General features: G+C 70.9%; 13 protein-coding genes and 1 riboswitch. Of the genes, 5 read left to right on the top strand and 8 right to left on the bottom strand.

All coding sequences use genetic code 11. The features are described 5' to 3' along the window. Positions 1-13: 13 nt before the first annotated feature. Positions 14-916 carry an LLM class flavin-dependent oxidoreductase gene (locus tag OG982_RS14130; RefSeq protein ID WP_266786851.1) on the bottom strand — a complete coding sequence of 301 codons (903 nt, stop codon included), beginning with the start codon at positions 914-916 and terminating at the stop codon, positions 14-16. 150 nt (positions 917-1,066) lie between these two features. Between OG982_RS14130 and OG982_RS14135 the strand changes: the two genes are divergently transcribed. After that, positions 1,067-1,948, top strand: a complete 882-nt coding sequence (locus OG982_RS14135) for a Cof-type HAD-IIB family hydrolase (protein ID WP_266786849.1) — start codon at positions 1,067-1,069, stop codon at positions 1,946-1,948. A gap of 35 nt (positions 1,949-1,983) precedes the next feature. Here OG982_RS14135 and OG982_RS14140 read toward each other — a convergent pair whose 3' ends face one another. Genes OG982_RS14140 through OG982_RS14155 form a run of 4 tightly spaced genes read right to left on the bottom strand, consistent with a single transcriptional unit; the run spans position 1,984 to position 9,964 of the window. After that, the gene (locus OG982_RS14140) at positions 1,984-3,774 is read right to left on the bottom strand and encodes a GAF domain-containing sensor histidine kinase (RefSeq protein ID WP_266786847.1); all 1,791 of its coding nucleotides are present in this window, start codon (positions 3,772-3,774) and stop codon (positions 1,984-1,986) included. A gap of 24 nt (positions 3,775-3,798) precedes the next feature. After that, positions 3,799-7,401: a thiol reductant ABC exporter subunit CydD gene (gene cydD, locus OG982_RS14145; protein ID WP_266948661.1), complete on the bottom strand. Its 3,603-nt coding sequence runs from the start codon at positions 7,399-7,401 to the stop codon at positions 3,799-3,801. 37 nt (positions 7,402-7,438) lie between these two features. Further along, positions 7,439-8,440 carry a cytochrome d ubiquinol oxidase subunit II gene (gene cydB / locus OG982_RS14150; protein ID WP_266786843.1) on the bottom strand — a complete coding sequence of 334 codons (1,002 nt, stop codon included), beginning with the start codon at positions 8,438-8,440 and terminating at the stop codon, positions 7,439-7,441. Positions 8,441-8,458: 18 nt separating this feature from the next. Next, a complete protein-coding gene (locus OG982_RS14155) occupies positions 8,459-9,964 on the bottom strand; it encodes a cytochrome ubiquinol oxidase subunit I (RefSeq protein ID WP_266786841.1) in 1,506 nt (501 codons plus the stop codon). Positions 9,965-10,176: 212 nt separating this feature from the next. Between OG982_RS14155 and OG982_RS14160 the strand changes: the two genes are divergently transcribed. Continuing rightward, a complete protein-coding gene (locus tag OG982_RS14160) occupies positions 10,177-10,545 on the top strand; it encodes a cyclophilin-like fold protein (RefSeq protein WP_266786839.1) in 369 nt (122 codons plus the stop codon). 39 nt (positions 10,546-10,584) lie between these two features. On the opposite strand, the gene hisC is transcribed toward OG982_RS14160, so the two are convergent. Further along, complete coding sequence (hisC, locus tag OG982_RS14165; RefSeq protein ID WP_266786837.1) at positions 10,585-11,667, bottom strand: histidinol-phosphate transaminase; 1,083 nt, start codon at positions 11,665-11,667, stop codon at positions 10,585-10,587. Between the two features lie 362 nt (positions 11,668-12,029). Between hisC and OG982_RS14170 the strand changes: the two genes are divergently transcribed. From OG982_RS14170 to OG982_RS14180, 3 genes are all read left to right on the top strand, one after another. After that, on the top strand, positions 12,030-13,145 hold the full coding sequence (locus OG982_RS14170) for a LacI family DNA-binding transcriptional regulator (protein WP_266786835.1): 1,116 nt from the start codon (positions 12,030-12,032) through the stop codon (positions 13,143-13,145). Between the two features lie 246 nt (positions 13,146-13,391). Next, a complete protein-coding gene (locus tag OG982_RS14175) occupies positions 13,392-14,642 on the top strand; it encodes a metallophosphoesterase (RefSeq protein WP_266786833.1) in 1,251 nt (416 codons plus the stop codon). A 149-nt stretch (positions 14,643-14,791) separates the two neighbouring features. Further along, positions 14,792-15,610, top strand: coding sequence for a hypothetical protein (locus OG982_RS14180; protein ID WP_266786831.1), 819 nt, complete (start codon positions 14,792-14,794; stop codon positions 15,608-15,610). Between the two features lie 82 nt (positions 15,611-15,692). Here OG982_RS14180 and OG982_RS14185 read toward each other — a convergent pair whose 3' ends face one another. Both OG982_RS14185 and thiC read right to left on the bottom strand, forming a co-directional pair. Then, the gene (locus OG982_RS14185; RefSeq protein WP_266949915.1) at positions 15,693-16,751 is read right to left on the bottom strand and encodes an aldo/keto reductase; all 1,059 of its coding nucleotides are present in this window, start codon (positions 16,749-16,751) and stop codon (positions 15,693-15,695) included. A 191-nt stretch (positions 16,752-16,942) separates the two neighbouring features. Beyond that, positions 16,943-18,730, bottom strand: a complete 1,788-nt coding sequence (thiC, locus tag OG982_RS14190; protein ID WP_266786829.1) for a phosphomethylpyrimidine synthase ThiC — start codon at positions 18,728-18,730, stop codon at positions 16,943-16,945. After that, a riboswitch (TPP riboswitch) is annotated at positions 18,724-18,870 on the bottom strand. (Overlaps the previous gene by 7 nt.) Positions 18,871-18,897 lie beyond the last annotated feature (27 nt).

Consider the following 18,897-nt stretch of genomic DNA (forward strand, 5'->3'; position numbering starts at 1 on the left):
CGGGGGCCGACCGTCAGCCCAGCTGGGCGAGCCCCTCGGTGGCGATCTTCTCGAAGACGTCCTCGTCGGCGGCGAAGTCGGAGTCCGGGATGGGCGCGTGGATTGCCAGCTCGGTGAAGCCGAGCTCGCGGTGCCGTCCCGCGAAGTCGACGAAGGCGTCCACCGAATCCAGCATGGTGTTGCGCTCCGGGGTGAACCCGGTCAGCAGGATCTTCTCGATGGACTCGGAGTTCCGTCCGGCGTCCGCGAGGGCCTTGTCGAGCTTGGCGAGCTGGCCGCGGATGGCTTCCAGGGAATCCGCGGGCGTGCCGTTCTCGAAGACCTTCGGGTCGCCGGTGGTCACCCAGGCCTGGCCGTGCTGGGCGGCGAGCTTGAGCCCGCGCGGTCCGTTGCCGGCGACCGCGAACGGCAGGCGCGGTGTCTGCACGCAGCCGGGGATGGTGCGGGCTTCGTCGGCGGAGTAGAAGGTGCCCTGGTGGGTGACCGCGCCTTCGGTCAGCAGCCGGTCCAGCAGCGGCACGAACTCGGCGAAGCGGTCGGCGCGCTCACGCGGGGTCCACGCCTCCTGGCCCAGCACGGTCGCGTCGAAGCCGTCACCACCGGCACCGATACCGAGGGTGACACGCCCGCCGGAGATGTCGTCGAGGGAGATGAGCTCCTTCGCGAGGGTCACCGGGTGGCGGAAGTTCGGCGAGGTGACCAGCGTGCCCAGGCGCATCCGCTCGGTGGCGGCGGCCGCGGCGGTGAGGGTCGGCAGCGCCCCGAACCACGGGCCGTCACGGAAGGTCCGCCAGGAGAGGTGGTCGTAGGTGTAGGCGGTGTGGAACCCGAGCCGCTCGGCCCGGAGCCACTGGTCGCGGCCCCCTTCGCGCCACGGACGTACCGGGAGGATCACAGTGCTCAGACGCAGACTCATGCCGTCGAGCCTACGGCGCGTCCCGCACGAACCTCGTCTCACACCGGCGATGTTTCACGTGAAACACGCGTCGGGGCAGCGACTGTTTCACGTGAAACATCGGCCGCCGGGAAGGGATCTTCCCGACACTGGTCCGGGTGGTCGGGGGCCATGGGCGAAGATGGAGCCGTGACCTCGGCTCCCCAGCGCCCGGACGGGCAGACCCCCGCGCCCCGGCTCATCGCCACCGACCTCGACGGCACCCTGCTCCGCGACGACAAATCCGTCTCGCCCCGCACGGTCGCCGCGCTCGCCGCAGCCGAGGAGGCCGGGATCGAGGTCTTCTTCGTCACCGGCCGCCCGGCCCGCTGGATGGACGTGGTCGCCGACCATGTGCACGGGCACGGCCTGGCGATCTGCGCGAACGGCGCCGCCGTCGTCGATCTGCACGCCGGCCGGGAATTCGTGCAGGTCCGGGAGCTGCCCCGGGACACCGCGCTGACCGTCGTGGACGCCCTGCGGGCCGCCGCACCCGGTACGTCCTTCGCCGTGGAACGGACCGACGGCATCAACTACGAGCCGACGTATCCGCCCTTCTTCCAGGATCCGGGCGCCACCGTCGCGACCGTCGAAAAGCTGCTGCGCGAGGAGCCCGACGCCTCCGCACCCGTGCTGAAGCTGCTCGCGCACCACGCCGAGCTGTCCCCGGACGAGTTTCTGATCCTGGCCCGGTCCGCCGCCGGCGCGTACGCCTCCATCACCCGGTCCAGCCCGACCGCCCTGCTGGAGATCAGCGGGCTCGGGGTGTCGAAGGCCAGCACCCTGGAGCTGTGCTGCGCCGAGCGCGGTATCTCCCCGGCGGAGGTCGTGGCCTTCGGGGACATGCCGAACGACGTGGAGATGCTCCGCTGGGCGGGCACCTCGTACGCGATGGGCAACGCCCATCCGGATGTGATCGCGGCCGCGTCCGGCCGTACCGTCGCGAACAACGAGGACGGTGTCGCCGTCGTCATCGAGCGCATCATCGCCGAGCGGACCGCGGCCCGGCCGTAACGGCGTCCGCCGCGGGCCTACGGCGACGACAGGGCCTAGAGCGGGGCCTCCCAGACCAGGGTGGTCCCGCCGCCGTCCTCGCCGATGCCGGGGCCGTACGAGCTCGAACCGCCCAGCGATTCCGCCCGGCGGCGCAGGTTCCGCAGTCCGCTGCGCCGGCCGCCCTCCTCGATGCCCACGCCGTCGTCGGCGACCTCCAGCCGCACTCCGGGCCGGCCGTCGGGCAAGGTGACCGTGGAGTCCAGGACCACCTCGATGCGGGACGCCTCGGAGTGCCGGAACGCGTTCGAGAGGGCCTCGCGCAGCGCGGCGATCAGGTTCTTGCCGACCAGCTCGCCGACGGCGGCGTCGATCGGGCCGAGGAACCGGTGCGCGGGCTTGAAGCCCAGCGGCACGGCAGCCATGTTGATCTCCCGTAGCACCCGGGTGCGCAGCCCCGACGGGGCTTCCGCCGGGCCCTGCTGGAGCGCGAAGATCGCCGTTCGGATCTCCTGGATCGTCACGTCCAGCTCGTCCACCGCCTTGCCGACCCCGTCCACCACCTCGGGGACGATGGACCGGCGCTGGGCGCCCTCCAGCATCATCCCGGTGGCGAACAGCCGCTGGATGACCAGGTCGTGCAGGTCGCGGGCGATCCGGTCACGGTCCTCGAACACCGCGAGCCGCTCCCGGTCGCGCTGCGCCTCGGCCATCATCAGCGCGAGCGCCGCCTGCGAGGCGAACTGGGTGGCCAGGGTCCGCTCGGCCTCGCTGAACGGCCGCGCGCCGCGGGCCCGGGGCGTGACGAGCGCACCCAGCACCCGCCCCCCGCTCTGCAGCGGGAGCATCATGCAGGGCCCGTACCGGTGGGTCAGCCGGCCCATCATCCGGGGGTCCGAGGCGGCGTCGTCCACGAAGATCGGCTCGCCCTGGAGCAGCTTCCCCACGACCGGGCTCTCGGCCGGAATCACCACCCCCAGCGAGGTGGCAGGGTCCTCGGAGGAGACGGCCACGATCTCCATCCCGCCCTCTTCAGCGGGCAGCATCACGATCCCGGCGGAGGAATCGGCCAGATGGCGGGCCTGCTCGGCCACGACCGCGAGCGCGTCGTCCGCGTCCCCGCCCGACAGCAGGGCGGTGGTGACGGCCACCGAGCCGTCGATCCAGCGCTCGCGCTGGGTGGCGGCCTCGTACAGCCGGGCGTTGCCGATGGCGATGCCGGCCTCGGTGGCCAGCACCCGCACCATGTGGACGTCGTAGTCGTTGAACTCGCCGCCGCCGTTCTTCTCCGCCAGGTAGAGGTTCCCGAAGATTTCCCCCTGCACCCGGATGGGGACGCCGACGAACGTCTTCATGGGCGGGTGGTGCGCCGGGAAGCCCGCCGAGCGCGGGTCCTTCGTCAGGTCGGCCAGCCGCACCGTGTCGGGGTGGGAGATCAGGGCGCCGAGCAGACCCCGCTTGCCGTCGGGGCGGTGCCCGATCTGGCGGGCCAGCTCGGGGCTGATGCCGTGGGTGACGAAGTCGGAGAGTCCGCGGCCCTCCGTGTCGACGACGCCGATCGCCGCGTAGCGGGCGTCCGCCAGCTCGGCCGCGGTTTCGCAGATGCGGTCCAGGGTGGAGTGCAGTTCGAGGCCGGTGCCGACCGATCGCATGGCCTCCAGCAGCTGGGGCACCCGGGCGGTGAGTTCGGTGGACAGCCCCTGAAGGCTCCGGGTGGCCTGAGTGGCGGCGTCCAGTGCACCCTGCGTCCCCACCACATCCGAAGTGCGCCCCGCCACCAACGCACCCGGCGAATCCGGTGAGCCCGGTGAAGGCTCCGGTGATTCCTGCGACTCCTGCACTGACATGCCCTTGAGCGTAGTTAGTCCCTTTTACAGGGGAAAGTCGGCCAAAGTCCTGTCCGCAGCGCGTTCACGCTCCAGCAGACTCCGCAGCGGCCCCTCGACGGCGGCCAGCTCCTCGTACGCGCCGCGCTGTACGACCTCACCATGATCCAGCACGATCACCTCGTCCACCGCCTCCAAACCAGCCAGCCGGTGCGTGATCAGCACGGTGGTGCGGCCCTCGGTCGCGGCCAGCAGATCCGCCGTCAGGGCGTCGGCGGTGGCCAGGTCCAGGTGCTCGGCCGGCTCGTCCAGGACGAGGACGGGGAAGTCGGCGAGCAGCGCGCGGGCCAGGGCCAGGCGCTGGCGCTGCCCCCCTGAGATCCGCGCACCGTGCTCCCCGACCAGGGTGTCCAGCCCGTCCGACAGCCCGTCGGCCCATTCCAGCAGCCGGGCCGCGGCCAGCGCGTCCCGCAGCTGCTGCTCGCTCGCTCCGGTCCGGGCGAGGCGCAGGTTCTCCCGTACCGAGCTGTCGAAGATGTGCGCGTCCTGGGCACAGAGCCCCACGAACCGGCGTACGTCGTCGCTGTCGAGCCCGCGCGCCTCGGTCCCGCCCAGGCAGTACGAGCCTTCGTGCGGGTCCAGGAAGCGCAGCAGGAGCTGCGCCAGCGTGGTCTTGCCCGAGCCCGAGGGGCCCACGACAGCGATGCGCCGGCCGGCCTCCAGCGTCAGGTCCAGCCCGTGCAGCGCGTCGCGCTCCTGACCGGGGTACCGGACGGCGATTTTGCTCAGCCGCAGCGGGAACGGCGACCCGGGCGTCTCCTGGGCGCGCTCCGGCTCGGCGACGGGCACCGGCGCGTCGATGACCTCGTAGACCCGCTCGGCACTGCGGCGTACCCGCTGCCGGTACTGGACGGCCAGCGGAAGTCCGTTGACGGCTTCGAAGGCGGCGAGCGGAGTCAGCACGACCACCGCCATGGCCACCCCGGAGAGCCGGCCGTCGACCACGGCGCCCGCCCCGGCGGCCGCGGCGAGCACCACGGTCAGCCCGCACACCAGGGCGGTCAGCCCGCTGCCGAGCCCGGTGGCGGCCGCTCCACGCGCGGCGATCGCAGTCAGCGTGCGGTCGCTCTCGCGGGCCCGGCCCTTCCGGTCCTCAAGCGCACCGGCGACGGTGAGCTCGGCGGTGCCGGTGAGCAGGTCGGCCACCCGGGTGGCGAGTTCGCCGCGGGCTGGCGCCAGCCGCCGCTCCGCCCGGCGGGCACAAACCCCGCTGACGAGCGGCACCCCGACCCCGGCGGCGAGCAGCCCGACGGCGAGGGCGGCCCCGGCCTCGGGCAGCAGCCAGGCGGTGAAGGCGACCGAGCCGGTTGCGACGATCAGCGCGGTGCCGACCGGCAGCAGCCAGCGCAGCCAGTAGTCCTGGAGGGCGTCGGCGTCGGCCACCAGCCGGGCCAGCAGGTCTCCGCGCCGCTGTTCGCGCAGCCCGGCGGGGGCGATCCGCTCCAGCCGGCGGAACACCGCGACCCGAAGATCGGCGAGCATCCGCAGCACCGCGTCGTGCGAGACGAACCGCTCGGCGTACCGGAAGACGGCCCGCCCGATCCCGAAGGCCCGCGTGGCGGTGACGGCCATCATCAGGTAGAGCACCGGCGGCTGTTCGGAGGCCCGCGAGATCAGCCACCCGGACACGGCCATCAGTCCGACACTGCTTCCGACGGCCAGCGCCCCGAGCAGCAGCCCAAGCCGGAACCGCCCCTGCCAGGCCCTGGCCACGTCGCGGACCCTGCGGAGCGGATCGCCCGCGCCCGAGGCGCTCCCCGCGGCCCGCTCCGCCTGCTCCGGCGCCGACCCGAGGATCCATTCCCCGGGATCCTGCACAGAGCCCGCAGACGCGGCCCTGAGCGCCCCGCCGGCCGTGGGCAGGGACGCACCCGCCGCAGCCGGGGACGCGCCGACCGGAGATACGGCGGGGGAGTGACCCGCAGGGTCCGCGACCGCCGCCAGACCCACCGTCACCACCCGGTCGGCCACGGCCAGCAGCGCCGGCCGGTGTACGACCAGCAGCACGGTCCGCCCCACGGCCAGCCGCCGGACCGCATCGACGACCCCGGCCTCGGTCTCCCCGTCCAGCGCCGCCGTCGGCTCGTCCAGCAACAGCACGGGCCGGTCCGCGAGGAACGCCCGCGCCAGCGCCAGCCGCTGCCGCTGCCCTGCGGACAGCCCGACACCGCCCTCGCCCAGCGGGGTCTCCATGCCCCGGGGCAGCGCGGCCACGAAGGCCGATGCCCCGGCGTCCTCCAGCGCCTCGGCCACCTCGGCGTCGGACGCCCCGGGCCTGGCCAGTCGTACGTTCTCGGCGATCGTCCCCGCGAACAGGTGCGGCCGCTGCGGAACCCAGGCGATCCGCTCCCGCCACTGCTCCGGCGACAGCTCCGCCAAGTCCACGCCCGCGACCCGGACCAGCCCCGCCGTCGGCGTCACGAACCCGAGCAACACGTGCAGCAGCGTGGACTTGCCCGCCCCGCTCGGCCCGGTGAGCGCCACGCACTCGCCCGGCTCCACGGTCAGCGACACCGGCCCGGGCGATGCCTCGCCGCGCCCGTCGTAGCGGACGGCGACCCCGTCCAGCTCGATCCGCAGCGGCGCCCCGGCCGGCAGGACAGCCGTGCCGCCCGTACCCGCTGCCGGGGTCTCCAGCACCTCGAAGATCTCTTCGGCGGCCGCCAAGCCCTCGGCGGCCGCGTGGTACTGCGCACCGACCTGGCGCAGCGGCAGATACGCCTCGGGCGCCAGGATCAGGATGACGAGCCCGGTGTACAGGTCCAGTTCCCCGTGGACGAGCCGCATGCCGATGGTCACCGCCACCAGCGCGACCGACAGGGTGGCCAGCAGTTCCAGCGCGAACGACGACAGGAACGCGATGCGCAGCGTCCGCATCGTGGCCTGCCGGTAGTCATCGGTGATCTTTCGGATCGACTCGGCCTGCGCCTTCGCCCGCCCGAACACCTTCAGCGTCGGCAGTCCGGCCACCACGTCCAGGAAGTGCCCCGACAGCCGCGACAGCAGCCGCCACTGCCGATCCATCCGGGACTGGGTCGCCATGCCGATCAGGGCCATGAAGAGGGGGATCAGCGGCAGCGTGACCACGATGATGGCCGCCGACACCCAGTCCTCGGTGACGATCCGGGCGAGGACCGCGGCCGGGACGACCACCGCGAGCCCCAGCTGGGGCAGATAGCGGGAGAAGTAGTCGTCGAGCGCGTCCACACCCCGGGTGGCCAGAGCCACCAGGGATCCCGTCCGCTGCCCGCTCAGCCAGCCGGGCCCCAGCTCCGCGGCCCGGTCCAGCAGCCGCCCCCGTAGCTCCGACTTGACCGCGGCGCTCGCCCGGTGGGCGGCCAGCTCGGTCAGCCACGCGACCAGACCCCGCCCGAGCGCCACCACCGCGAGCAGCAGCAGCGGTGTCCGCAGCGCCTGCCCGTCCAGCCCCTCCTCGAAGGCGCCGACCACGATCTCGGCGATGAGCATCGCCTGGCCGACGACCAGCCCCGCCCCGGCCAGCCCGAGGACCACCACCGCCGCCAGGAAGAGGCGGGTGGAGCGGGCGTACCGGAGCAGGCGCGGGTCGATCGGTTTCACGTGAAACATCCCCCGAAGCTGGGTGAGGCAGAAGGGTCAGGCGGTCTCAGTGCGCGTCGGCGATGTGCTGCGTGCCGATCCGCTTGCGGAACACCCAGTACGTCCAGCCCTGGTAGAGCAGGACGACCGGGGTCGCCACGCCCGCGCACCAGGTCATGATCTTCAGGGTGTACGGGCTGGACGAGGCGTTGGTGACGGTGAGGTTCCAGGCGTCGTTCAGCGAGGACGGCATGACGTTCGGGAAGAGCGTCAGGAACAGCATCGCGACGGAGGCCGCGATCGTGAGCCCGGACAGGGCGAACGACCAGCCCTCACGGCCCGCCAGGTTGCAGCCGAGGGCGCCGAGCAGGGCCGCCACGGCGACGATCATCGCGATCAGGCTCCAGCCGTCACCGCGCGAGACCTGGGTCCAGACGAGGAAGCCGAGGGCCAGCACCGCGGTGACCACGCCCAGCCGGGTGGCCAGGGCGCGCGAGCGGTCCCGGATGTCACCGACCGTCTTGAGCGAGGTGAACACCGCGCCGTGGAAGGTGAACAGGGTGAGGGTGACCAGCCCGCCGAGGAGCGCGTACGGGTTCAGCAGGTCGAAGAGACTGCCGACGTACTCCTTGTCCGCGTCGATCTTCACCCCGCGCGTGATGTTGGCGAAGGCCACGCCCCACATGAACGCGGGGATCAGGGAGGTCCAGAAGATCGCGTGTTCCCAGTTGGTCTGCCACTTGTCCTCGGGCCTCTTGTGCCGGTACTCGAAGGCGACGCCGCGGATGATCAGGCAGACCAGGATGAGCAGCAGCGGCAGGTAGAAGCCGGAGAAGAGGGTGGCGTACCACTCGGGGAAGGCGGCGAAGGTCGCGCCGCCCGCGGTGAGCAGCCAGACCTCGTTGCCGTCCCACACGGGTCCGATGGTGTTGATCAGGACCCGCTTCTCCTTACGGTCGCGGGCCAGCAGCTTGGTCAGGACGCCGACTCCGAAGTCGAAGCCCTCAAGGAAGAAGTAGCCGGTCCACAGGACGGCGATGAGTACGAACCAGACGTCGTGGAGTTGCATGGTGTGGTCTCCTCAGCCTCAGTACGAGAAGGCCATCGGCCTGTCGGCGGTGTTGTCGTCGCCGCCGATCTTGGTGGGCGGGTTGAGGTCGGCCTCCGTGAGCTCCGGCGGGCCGGCCTTGACGTACTTCACGAGGAGCCGGACCTCGATCACCGCGAGCACGGCGTACAGCAGGGTGAAGACGACCATCGAGGTGATGACCTCGGCCTGGGAGACGCCGGGCGAGACCGCGTCCCGGGTGCGCAGGACCCCGTAGACGACCCACGGCTGGCGGCCCATCTCGGTGAAGATCCAGCCCCAGGAATTGGCGATCAGCGGGAAGCCGAGGGTCCAGATCGCGGTGAGCCAGTACAGCCGGGTCAGACGCGGGCTGAGGGCCTTGCGGAAGGGGACCAGGTGCGGCCGCTCGTCCTCACCGGTGCGCAGCGCCGGCGGCAGCAGGAACTTGCGCCGGGTCAGCCACAGCCCCACGGCCCCGATGGTGAAGGAGGCCATGCCGAAGCCGATCATCCACCGGAAGCCCCAATACGCGACGGGGATGTTGGGCCGGTAGTCGCCGGGGCCGTACTTCTCCTGCTCGGCCTTGTTGACGTCGTTGATGCCGGGCACGAACGAGTCGAAGGTGCTGTCCGCCAGGAAGGACAGCAGACCGGGCACCTCTATGGCGACCTTGTTGTGGCCCTTGTCCACGTCCCCGTAGGCGAAGACCGAGAAGGGCGCGCTCTTCTCGCCGTCCCACAAGGCCTCGGCTGCGGCCATCTTCATCGGCTGCTGCTTGAACATGACCTTGGCGAGGGTGTCGCCGCTGATCGCGGTGAGCAGGCCGCCGATGACCACGGCGACGAGGCCGAGCCGCAGCGAGGTGCGCATCACCGGGATGTGCTTCTTGCGCAGCAGGTGGTAGGAGGCGATGCCGACCATGAAGGCGCCGCCGGTCAGGACGGCCGCGGTCAGGGTGTGGAACACCTGCGCGAGAGCGGTGTTCTGGGTGAGCACGTGCCAGAAGTCGGTCAGCTCGGCGCGTCCGGTCTCCTTGTTGATGCGGTACCCGACGGGGTGCTGCATCCAGGAGTTCGCCGCGAGGATGAAGTACGCGGACAGGACGGTGCCGATGGAGACCATCCAGATGCAGGCCAGGTGGATCTTCTTCGGCAGCTTGTCCCAGCCGAAGATCCACAGCCCGATGAAGGTCGATTCGAAGAAGAACGCGATCAGCGCCTCGAAGGCCAGCGGCGCCCCGAAGATGTCACCGACGAACCGCGAATAGTCGGACCAGTTCATGCCGAACTGGAACTCCTGGACGATGCCGGTGACGACACCCATCGCGATGTTGATCAGGAAAAGCTTGCCCCAGAACTTCGTCGCCTTGAGGTACTTCTCCTTCTCCGTCCGCACCCACGCGGTCTGCAAGATCGCGACCAGCGCGGCGAGCGAGATCGTCAGAGGAACGAAGAGGAAGTGATAGACGGTCGTAATGCCGAACTGCCATCGCGCCAGGGTCTCCGGCGCCAAAGCCAGATCCACGTCGTCGTCTCCTTCAGGTCGCCACGGTCACAGCCGAAGTTTGCCTGTGATGTCCTGCCCGATACGGCACAAAACAGGACACGCTTGTGAACGCGTTCACATTCACAAGCATTATGGCGCACAGCGTTTTCGATCTTTTGGGCGGGGGGGGGTCCCCAAGGGCAGGCCAGGGCCCTCTAGCCAAGAATTTCAACAGATTGTTGAATGAAGCCATGCAGATACGAATCTCCTGGCCCTCCGGCCAGCTCACCGCGACCCTCGACGAGACTCCGACCAGCAAGGCCCTGGCCGCCGTCCTCCCTCTCTCCGCCTCCGCCAATACCTGGGGCGAGGAGGTCTACTTCGACACCGGCGTCTCCGTGGCGCTGGAGCACGACGCCCGCCAGGTCGTCGACCCGGGCACGGTCGCGTTCTGGACCGAAGGGGACGCCCTCGCGCTCCCCTACGGCCCGACGCCCATCTCGCGCGGAGGCGAGAGCCGCCTGGCGAGCCCGTGCAATGTGCTCGGCTCGTTCGACGGCGACCCCCGCCTGCTGGCCACCGTCCGCGACGGCGACCCCATCCGCGTGGAGCTGGCGTAACAACCAGCCCCTGAAAAGCCCCTCCGGGGCCTGGAGCTCCTACAGCTCCTTGAAGAACGCCGCTGCCGTGTGCAGGAAGAGGTCGTTCGCCTCGGTCTCACCGATCGTGACCCGCAGGCCCTCACCCGCGAACGGCCGGACCACCACGCCGGCCTTCTCGCAGGCCGCCGCGAACTCGGCGGTCCGCTCCCCCAGCCGCATCCACACGAAGTTCGCCTGCGTCTCGGGGACCACCGTCCAGCCCTGGGCGAGCAGCGTCGCGTGAACCCGCGCGCGCTCGCCCACCAGCGACCCGACCCGGCCCATCAGCTCGTCCTCGGCACGCAGCGAGGCGACCGCCGCGTCCTGCGCGAGCTGGCTGACGCCGAAGGGCACCGCCGTCTTGCGCAGCGCCGCGGCCACCGGCTCGTGCGCCACCGCGAAGCCGACGCGCAGGCCGGCCAGCCCGTACGCCTTGGAGAACGTGCGCAGCACGCAGACGTTCGGGCGGTCGCGGTAGAGCTCGATGCCGTCCGGCACGTCGGTGTCGCGGACGAACTCGCGGTAGGCCTCGTCCAGCACGACCAGGATGTCCGACGGGACCCGGTCCAGGAACCGCTCCAGCTCGGCCCGGCGGACCGCGGTGCCGGTGGGGTTGTTGGGGTTGCAGACGAAGATCAGCCGGGTCCGGTCGGTGATGGCGGCGGCCATCGCGTCCAGGTCGTGCACATCGCCGTCGGTCAGCGGGACCTGTACGGACGTCGCACCCGAGATCTGCGTGATGATCGGATAAGCCTCGAAAGACCGCCAGGCGTACATGACCTCGTCGCCCGGGCCGGCCGTCGACTGGATCAGCGACTGCGCCACACCCACCGAACCGGTGCCGGTGGCGATGTGCTCGACCGGCACGCCGAACCGCTCGGCGAGCTCGTTCACGAGGCCGGTGCAGGCCATGTCGGGGTAGCGGTTGAACTGGCCGGCCGCGGTGACCGCGGTCTCCAGCACCCCCGGCAGCGGCGGGTAGGGGTTCTCGTTCGAGGACAACTTGTACGCCACGGCCCCGCCCGCGGCCGCGGGCTTGCCCGGCTTGTAGGTGGGGATGCCGTCCAGCTCGGCGCGCAGCTTCGGGCTCTTCTCGCTCACCGCAGGTCCTCCTCGACCGTCCCGTCCGACGTCGCCGTCGACTCAATACTGCTCACCTTATGAGGATTCCGCCGTTCGGAGAATGGAGGGCGCCAGGAATGCGGGGGAGCGCACGCATATATGCGCGCGCCGGTGGCCCGCGCCGTGGCGCGCATCCCTCGTGCAGGTGAGTTGAGACCGGCCCGAAACCGCTCCGTTTTGGCATGCTCGGACCCGCCGACAAGCCCCCCGATCACCCTGGGCAACGAAAAGCCTTTGTTTCCAAGGTCATTGGGGGTGGCGAACCATGCAGAAACGTGCCTGTCAACGCGTGCATATGCACCCGGACCACCCACCCCACCGAGCCCTACTATCGGCTCGCCATGACAGCAGCAGGGAAGCATCAGGTGAGCCGGACCGAGACCACCCGGCGGGCCGCCGGCCGACAGGGCCGGGCAGGCATCAGGGACGTGGCCGCCGCAGCGGGCGTCTCGATCACAACCGTCTCCGACGCGCTCAATGGCAAGGGGCGGCTGCCGGACGCCACCCGCCGCCACGTTCGCGAGGTCGCCGACCGACTGGGCTACCGCCCGTCCGCGGCGGCCCGCACCCTCCGTACCGGCAAGTCCGGCCTCATCGGCCTGACCGTGACCACGTACGGGGATGAACCTTTCACCTTCACCGAATTCGCGTACTTCGCCGAGATGGCCAGGGCGGCCACCTCCGCGGCGCTCGCCCGCGGCTACGCCCTCGTCATCCTCCCCGCCACCTCCCGACACGACGTCTGGTCCAACGTGGCCCTCGACGGCACCGTCGTCATCGACCCCTCCGACCACGATCCCGTCGTCACCGAGCTGGTCCGCCAGGGCCTGCCGGTGGTGTCCGACGGCCGACCGGCCGGCTCCCTCCCCGTCACCGCCTGGGTCGACAACGACCACGAGGCCGCCGTCCTCAACCTGCTCGACCACCTCGCCGCTGCCGGCGCCCGCCGTATCGGGCTGCTGACCGGCACCACCACCGACACCTACACCCGGCTCTCCACCACCGCGTACCTCAGCTGGTGCGAGCGCGTCGGCCAGGACCCCGTGTACGAGTCCTACCCCGCCCACGACCCGTGCGCGGGCGCCGTCGCGGCCGACCGGCTGCTCGCCCGCCCCGACCGGCCCGACGCCGTGTACGGGCTCTTCGACCCCAACGGCACCGATCTGCTCGCCGCCGCCCGGCGCTACGGCCTGCGCGTCCCCGAGGACCTGCTGCTCGTCTGCTGCAGCGAGTCCACCGTGTACGCCAACACCGAACCGCCCATCACCACCCTGTCCCTCAAGCCCCGTCGCATCGGAACCGCCGTCGTGCAGCTGCTGATCGACGCCATCGAGGGAGTCGACACCGGACGGCCCGTCGAACAGGTCGTCCCGACCGAACTGATCATCCGTACCTCCTCCCAGCGCAGGCAGCCCCGTACGACCGTCAGCCCACCGCGCTCCCCGGCGCAGGACTGATCACCCTCACCGACCCGGATTTGGGCACCACAACGGCGGGGCCGACGGCCCCGCCGAGATTTCCGCAGGGCCGATATCGGGAGAAATCGGCAGGAACGATCGGCTCCGGCCAGGATTCACCACCCCTGGTGCGTCACAGAGCGCGAGCCGCATTCCTATGATGGGCGCACGACATCACGGACCCTCCGACCCGGAGGTCAGGAGGGTCCGCAGGTGTACGGCAGCGCGACGGTGGTGGAGGGGTCGATGACTCAGGGGGCCGGTCAGGGACCCGCGATGCGGACGGAGACGCTGCGGGACTTCCGGGTTCCGGTCACCGAACCCGCCCCGTACGCCGTGCCCGTCGGCCTGGACGGGGAGACCCCCGGCTACGGCGAGTACCCCGCGTACTACGAGGAGGGCGCCGTCGTGCCCCCGCGACCCGCCTACGCCGCAGGCGTGGTGCCCCAGCAGCCCGCGCCCGCGCGGGCGGTACCCCCGCAAGCCGTACCCGCGCAGGCCGTGCCCCCGCAGCCCGACCACGCGCCGCCGACGCCCGGTCCGGAGCCCGAGGACGACAACCTCGACCAGGGCTACACCCCCACCCAGCGCGACCTCCCGATCATCGGCCGCGGCGGACCAGGGGACACCGTCCAGGTCCAGTACGTCCCCCAGGAGACCGTCGCCGCCGGCCCCGGGCCGCTCTACGTCGTCGGCGACGTGCACGGCTACCTGGACGAACTCGTCACCGAGCTCCGGGCTCAGAACCTCATCGACGCCGACGGCCACTGGTCGGCCGGCAACGCCCGGCTCTGGTTCCTCGGCGACTTCACCGACCGCGGCCCCGACGGCATCGGCGTCATCGATCTCGTCATGCGGCTGTCCGCCGAGGCCGCCGCCTCGGGCGGCTACTGCAAGGCCCTCATGGGCAACCACGAGCTGCTCCTCATCGGTGCCAAGCGGTTCGGCGACACCCCCGTGGTCTCCGGTGCCGGCACCGCCACGTTCCAGGCCGCCTGGCTCCTCAACGGCGGCCAGCGCACCGACATGGAGCGCCTGGAGGACGTCCACCTCCAGTGGATGTCCCGGCTCGACGCGGCCGTCCTGGAGGACGGGCACCTGCTGCTGCACTCCGACACCACGGCCTACCTCGACTACGGCGACTCCATCGAGGACGTCAACGACACCATCCACGAGCTGCTCAACCGCAACGACGCCGACATCACCTGGGACCTGTTCCGCAAGTTCACCAAGCGGTTCGCCTTCCGCGACGAGGAGAGCGGCCCGCAGGCCGTACGGGAACTCCTCGACACCTACGGCGGCGGCCGTGTCGTGCACGGGCACAGCCCCATCCCCTACCTGCTCGGCGAGGTCGGCACCGAGGACGGCGACGAGCCGCGCGGCCCGGAGGCCGTGGACGGCCCCCACGTGTACGCGCAGGGCCTCGCCATCGCGATGGACGGTGGTGTGACGATGGCCGGGAAGCTGCTCGTCGTACAACTCCCCCTCAACGACTGAGCGTCACCAGAGCGGGCTATTTCCGGAAAGCCCCTGTCACCGCGTGGCAAGGTCGCTCTACCATCGCTCTATCCGTAGCAGGCTCTCCTCCGTTTGTGCCGGTGCCCGGGTTCTACGCGGGAATACCGGCTCGTACGGAGCATCGGGGGATGCACATGACCAGCGCTCCGCACCTGCTGTCCGAAGACCGACCGGAGTTCGATCGGCTCCTCGAAGAGGCGCTGCGCACCGCGCACGACCGGCCCGAGCTCGCCACGCTCGGCGAACGTCTGAACGCCGAACAGCTGCGCACCATGGCCCTGGGGGCCCGCGCCCTGCTGACCGCCGCCGCGGCGGCCGAGTACGACCACTACGTGAAGGTCCGTGAGGACCTGCGCGATGAGGCCCTCTCAGCCCCCCGCACGGCGGGGGACGAGGACAGCGGCCAGGACACGGGCGGTGGAGCGGGCGCCGGCGCCGTCGTCGCGGTCCTCGCACCGGTTCTCGCCGGCACCGCGATGCTGATCTTCCTGCTGATCGGCTACAGCCTGAAGATGATCGAGCCCGAACCCGCCTTCGCCGAGACGATGCTGACGGCGGGTTGGCTCTTCGGCGCGCTCACCGTGGCCGGACTGCTCTTCGCGGTGATCGGGCTGCTGGTGACGGCCGTCCGCAACGGCGCCACCGAGGTGGCGGCGGACGAGACGGTGTCCATACCCGAAGAGCTCTCGCGGGCCCGCGAGGCCTGGCGCAACGCCCTGCTGGAGCGCGGCATCATGCCGTTCCTGCGGGACGCGCTGGCCGACCCGAGCGCGGGGCCGGGCTACCCGGTGCCGCGTACGCCGAGGGCCGGGCGCATCCCCGATCTGGGATACACCCGGCCCGACTTCACCAGTCCGGGATCCGCCTCGCAGGGACCCCGGACCGGCTATACCCCGCCGGACTTCACGAGCCCGGACTTCGGCGGCCCGGAGCACCACCCGGAGTAGGTCCTCGGGTTGTCGGCCGGTCGCCACCGTCCCTGTTTCACGTGAAACATCGAAGCGGCAGCTCCCCAGGAGGGCGCGACCCCTAGGCCGCCGGGCCGGCCGATCGGTCCCCGAGCGGCCTGCGCCTCTGCGCGGGGTCCGTCAGGGACTGCGGCCGCCAGACGCCATCAGGGCGGTAGAGGTTCGTGCCCGGAGGCACGATCTCGTCGATCCGGTCGAGAACCGCGTCGTCGAGGACCAGATCGGCGCCCTTGAGCAGTGATTCCAGCTGCTCCATGGTCCGCGGGCCGATGATCACCGAGGTGACGGCGGGGTGCGCCACCGGGAACGCGACGGCCAGCTCCGGCAGCGTACGGCCGATGGACTCGGCGAGTTCGACCAGCCGCTCCGCCGCTTCCAGCTTCGCGACGTTGCCCGGGATCGCCGGGTCGAAGCGCGCCGGCGTCAACGCTGCCCGCCCCGAGGTCAGGTCAACGGGGCCGCCGAGCCGGTACTTGCCGCTGAGGAACCCGGAGGCGAGCGGACTCCAGGTCATCACGCCCATCCCGTAGCGGCGGGCGACCGGGAGCACGTCGGCTTCGATACCGCGCGCGAGGATCGAGTACGGAGGCTGCTCGGTCCGAAACCGCGCGAGCGCCCGCCGCTCGGCGACGTGGTGCGCCTCGACGATCTCCTCCGCGGGGAACGTCGAGCACCCGAAGGCACGGATCTTCCCGGCCCGCACCAGATCGCCCAGGACGGACAGGGTCTCCTCGACGTCGGTCGAGTGGTCCGGCCGGTGCACCTGGTAGAGGTCGATCCAGTCGGTGTCCAGCCGGCGCAGGCTGTCCTCGACGGCGCGCGTGATCCAACGCCGCGAGTTCCCGCTGCGGTTGCGTCCCTCCCCCATCTGGAAGTGGACCTTGGTCGCGAGGACGACGTCGTCCCGGCGCCCCTTGAGCGCCTTCCCGACGATCTCCTCGGACTCCCCGGCGGAGTACATGTCCGCGGTGTCGACGAAGTTGATGCCCCGGTCGAGCGCGGTGTGGATGATCCGGGCGCACTCCGCATGGTCCGGGTTCCCCACCGCCCCGAACATCATCGTGCCCAGGCAGTGGGCGCTCACCTCTATGCCGGTGCCGCCCAGACTTCTGTATCGCATGGTCATGGGCCCGCACTGTAGGAGTTGGAGCACACTCCAGCGCAAGGGATTACTCGCACCGCGCCGCACCGCACCGCACTGCATCCCGCCGACCCGCGCGCCGCACCCCACCCCCGCGCATGCGGAAGCGCCGCTCTGGGGAACCCCCTCCTCCTCCCCAGAGCGGCGCGACCGCGAGACGGCCGGCCGGGTCAGTCGGCCAGCGGCAGGTACACCCGGTTGCCGCTCGCCGCGAACTCGGCGGACTTCTCCGCCATGCCCGCCTGGATCTCGTCGGCCTTCAGGTCACCACCGTGCTCACGGCGGATGTCCTGGGAGATCTTCATCGAGCAGAACTTCGGGCCGCACATGGAGCAGAAGTGCGCGGTCTTCGCCGGCTCGGCCGGGAGCGTCTCGTCGTGGAACTCGCGGGCCGTGTCCGGGTCGAGGGCCAGGTTGAACTGGTCCTCCCAGCGGAACTCGAACCGCGCGTCCGAGAGGGCGTCGTCCCACTCCTGCGCGCCCGGGTGCCCCTTGGCCAGGTCCGCCGCGTGCGCGGCGATCTTGTACGTGATGACGCCGGTCTTCACGTCGTCGCGGTTCGGCAGGCCCAGGTGCTCCTTGGGCGTGACGTAGCAGAGCATCGCGGTGCCCCACCAGGCGATCATCGCGGCGCCGATGCCCGAGGTGATGTGGTCGTACGCGGGCGCGACGTCCGTGGTCAGCGGGCCGAGCGTGTAGAACGGCGCCTCCTCGCAGATCTCCTGCTGGAGGTCGATGTTCTCCTTGATCTTGTGCATCGGGACGTGGCCCGGGCCCTCGATCATGGTCTGCACGTTGTGGCGCTTGGCGATCGTGTTCAGCTCGCCCAGCGTCTTCAGCTCCGCGAACTGCGCCGCGTCGTTGGCGTCCGCGATGGAGCCGGGGCGCAGGCCGTCGCCCAGCGAGTACGTGACGTCGTACGTCGCGAGGATCTCGCAGAGCTCCTCGAAGTTCGTGTAGAGGAAGTTCTCCTTGTGGTGCGCCAGGCACCACGCGGCCATGATCGAGCCACCGCGCGAGACGATGCCGGTCTTGCGACGGGCGGTCAGCGGCACGTACGGGAGCAGCACGCCGGCGTGGACCGTCATGTAGTCGACGCCCTGCTCGGCCTGCTCGATGACCGTGTCCTTGTAGATCTCCCAGGTCAGCTCCTCGGCCCGGCCGTCGACCTTCTCCAGCGCCTGGTAGAGCGGCACGGTGCCGATCGGCACGGGCGAGTTGCGCAGCACCCACTCGCGGGTGGTGTGGATGTTGCGGCCGGTGGAGAGGTCCATGACCGTGTCGGCGCCCCACTTGGTCGCCCAGGTCATCTTGTCGACCTCCTCCTCGATGGAGGAGGTGACGGCGGAGTTGCCGATGTTCGCGTTGACCTTCACCAGGAACTTCTTGCCGATGATCATCGGCTCGATCTCCGGGTGGTTCACGTTCGCCGGGAGCACCGCGCGGCCGGCGGCGATCTCCTCGCGGACGACCTCGGGGGAGACGTTCTCGCGGATCGCGACGTACTCCATCTCCGGGGTGATCTCACCGCGGCGGGCGTACGCGAGCTGCGTGACGGCGGCGCCGCCGCGGCCCCGGCGGGGCTGGCGGGGGCGGCCCGGGAAGACCGCGTCGAGGTTCTTGAGGCCACCGCGCGGCGAGGTGTGCTTGATGCCGTCGTCCTCGGGGCGCACGGGACGGCCCGCGTACTCCTCGGTGTCGCCGCGGCTGATGATCCAGTTCTCGCGCAGCGGCGCGAGGCCCCGGCGCACGTCGGTCTCGATCTGCGGGTCGGTGTACGGCCCGGACGTGTCGTAGAGCCTCACGTCCTTGCCGTTGGTGAGGTGGACCTGGCGGACCGGCACCCGGATGTCGGGGCGGGAGCCCGCGACGTAGCCCTTGTGCCAGCCCGGCTGGCGCTCGGTCTGGCCGTCGGCGTCCTGGCTGACGGCAGGCGTGCGTGCGTCCTGAATGGTCATGAGACCTATCTCCCTACGCCGGCATTACCCGGTAACAGGTTCGGCGGTCGGCGCAGCCTCTTCCCGTATGCGTCTGTCGACGCGCCTACGGTGATCAGCGCCCTCTCAGCCCGGTGCTCCGAGCTCCCGCGTTGTGCAAAGGTGCCCCCACGCTAGCGTCATCTATG

Origin of the sequence: Streptomyces sp. NBC_01551, from assembly GCF_026339935.1 — a bacterium.
In the GTDB taxonomy this organism is placed as follows: domain Bacteria; phylum Actinomycetota; class Actinomycetes; order Streptomycetales; family Streptomycetaceae; genus Streptomyces.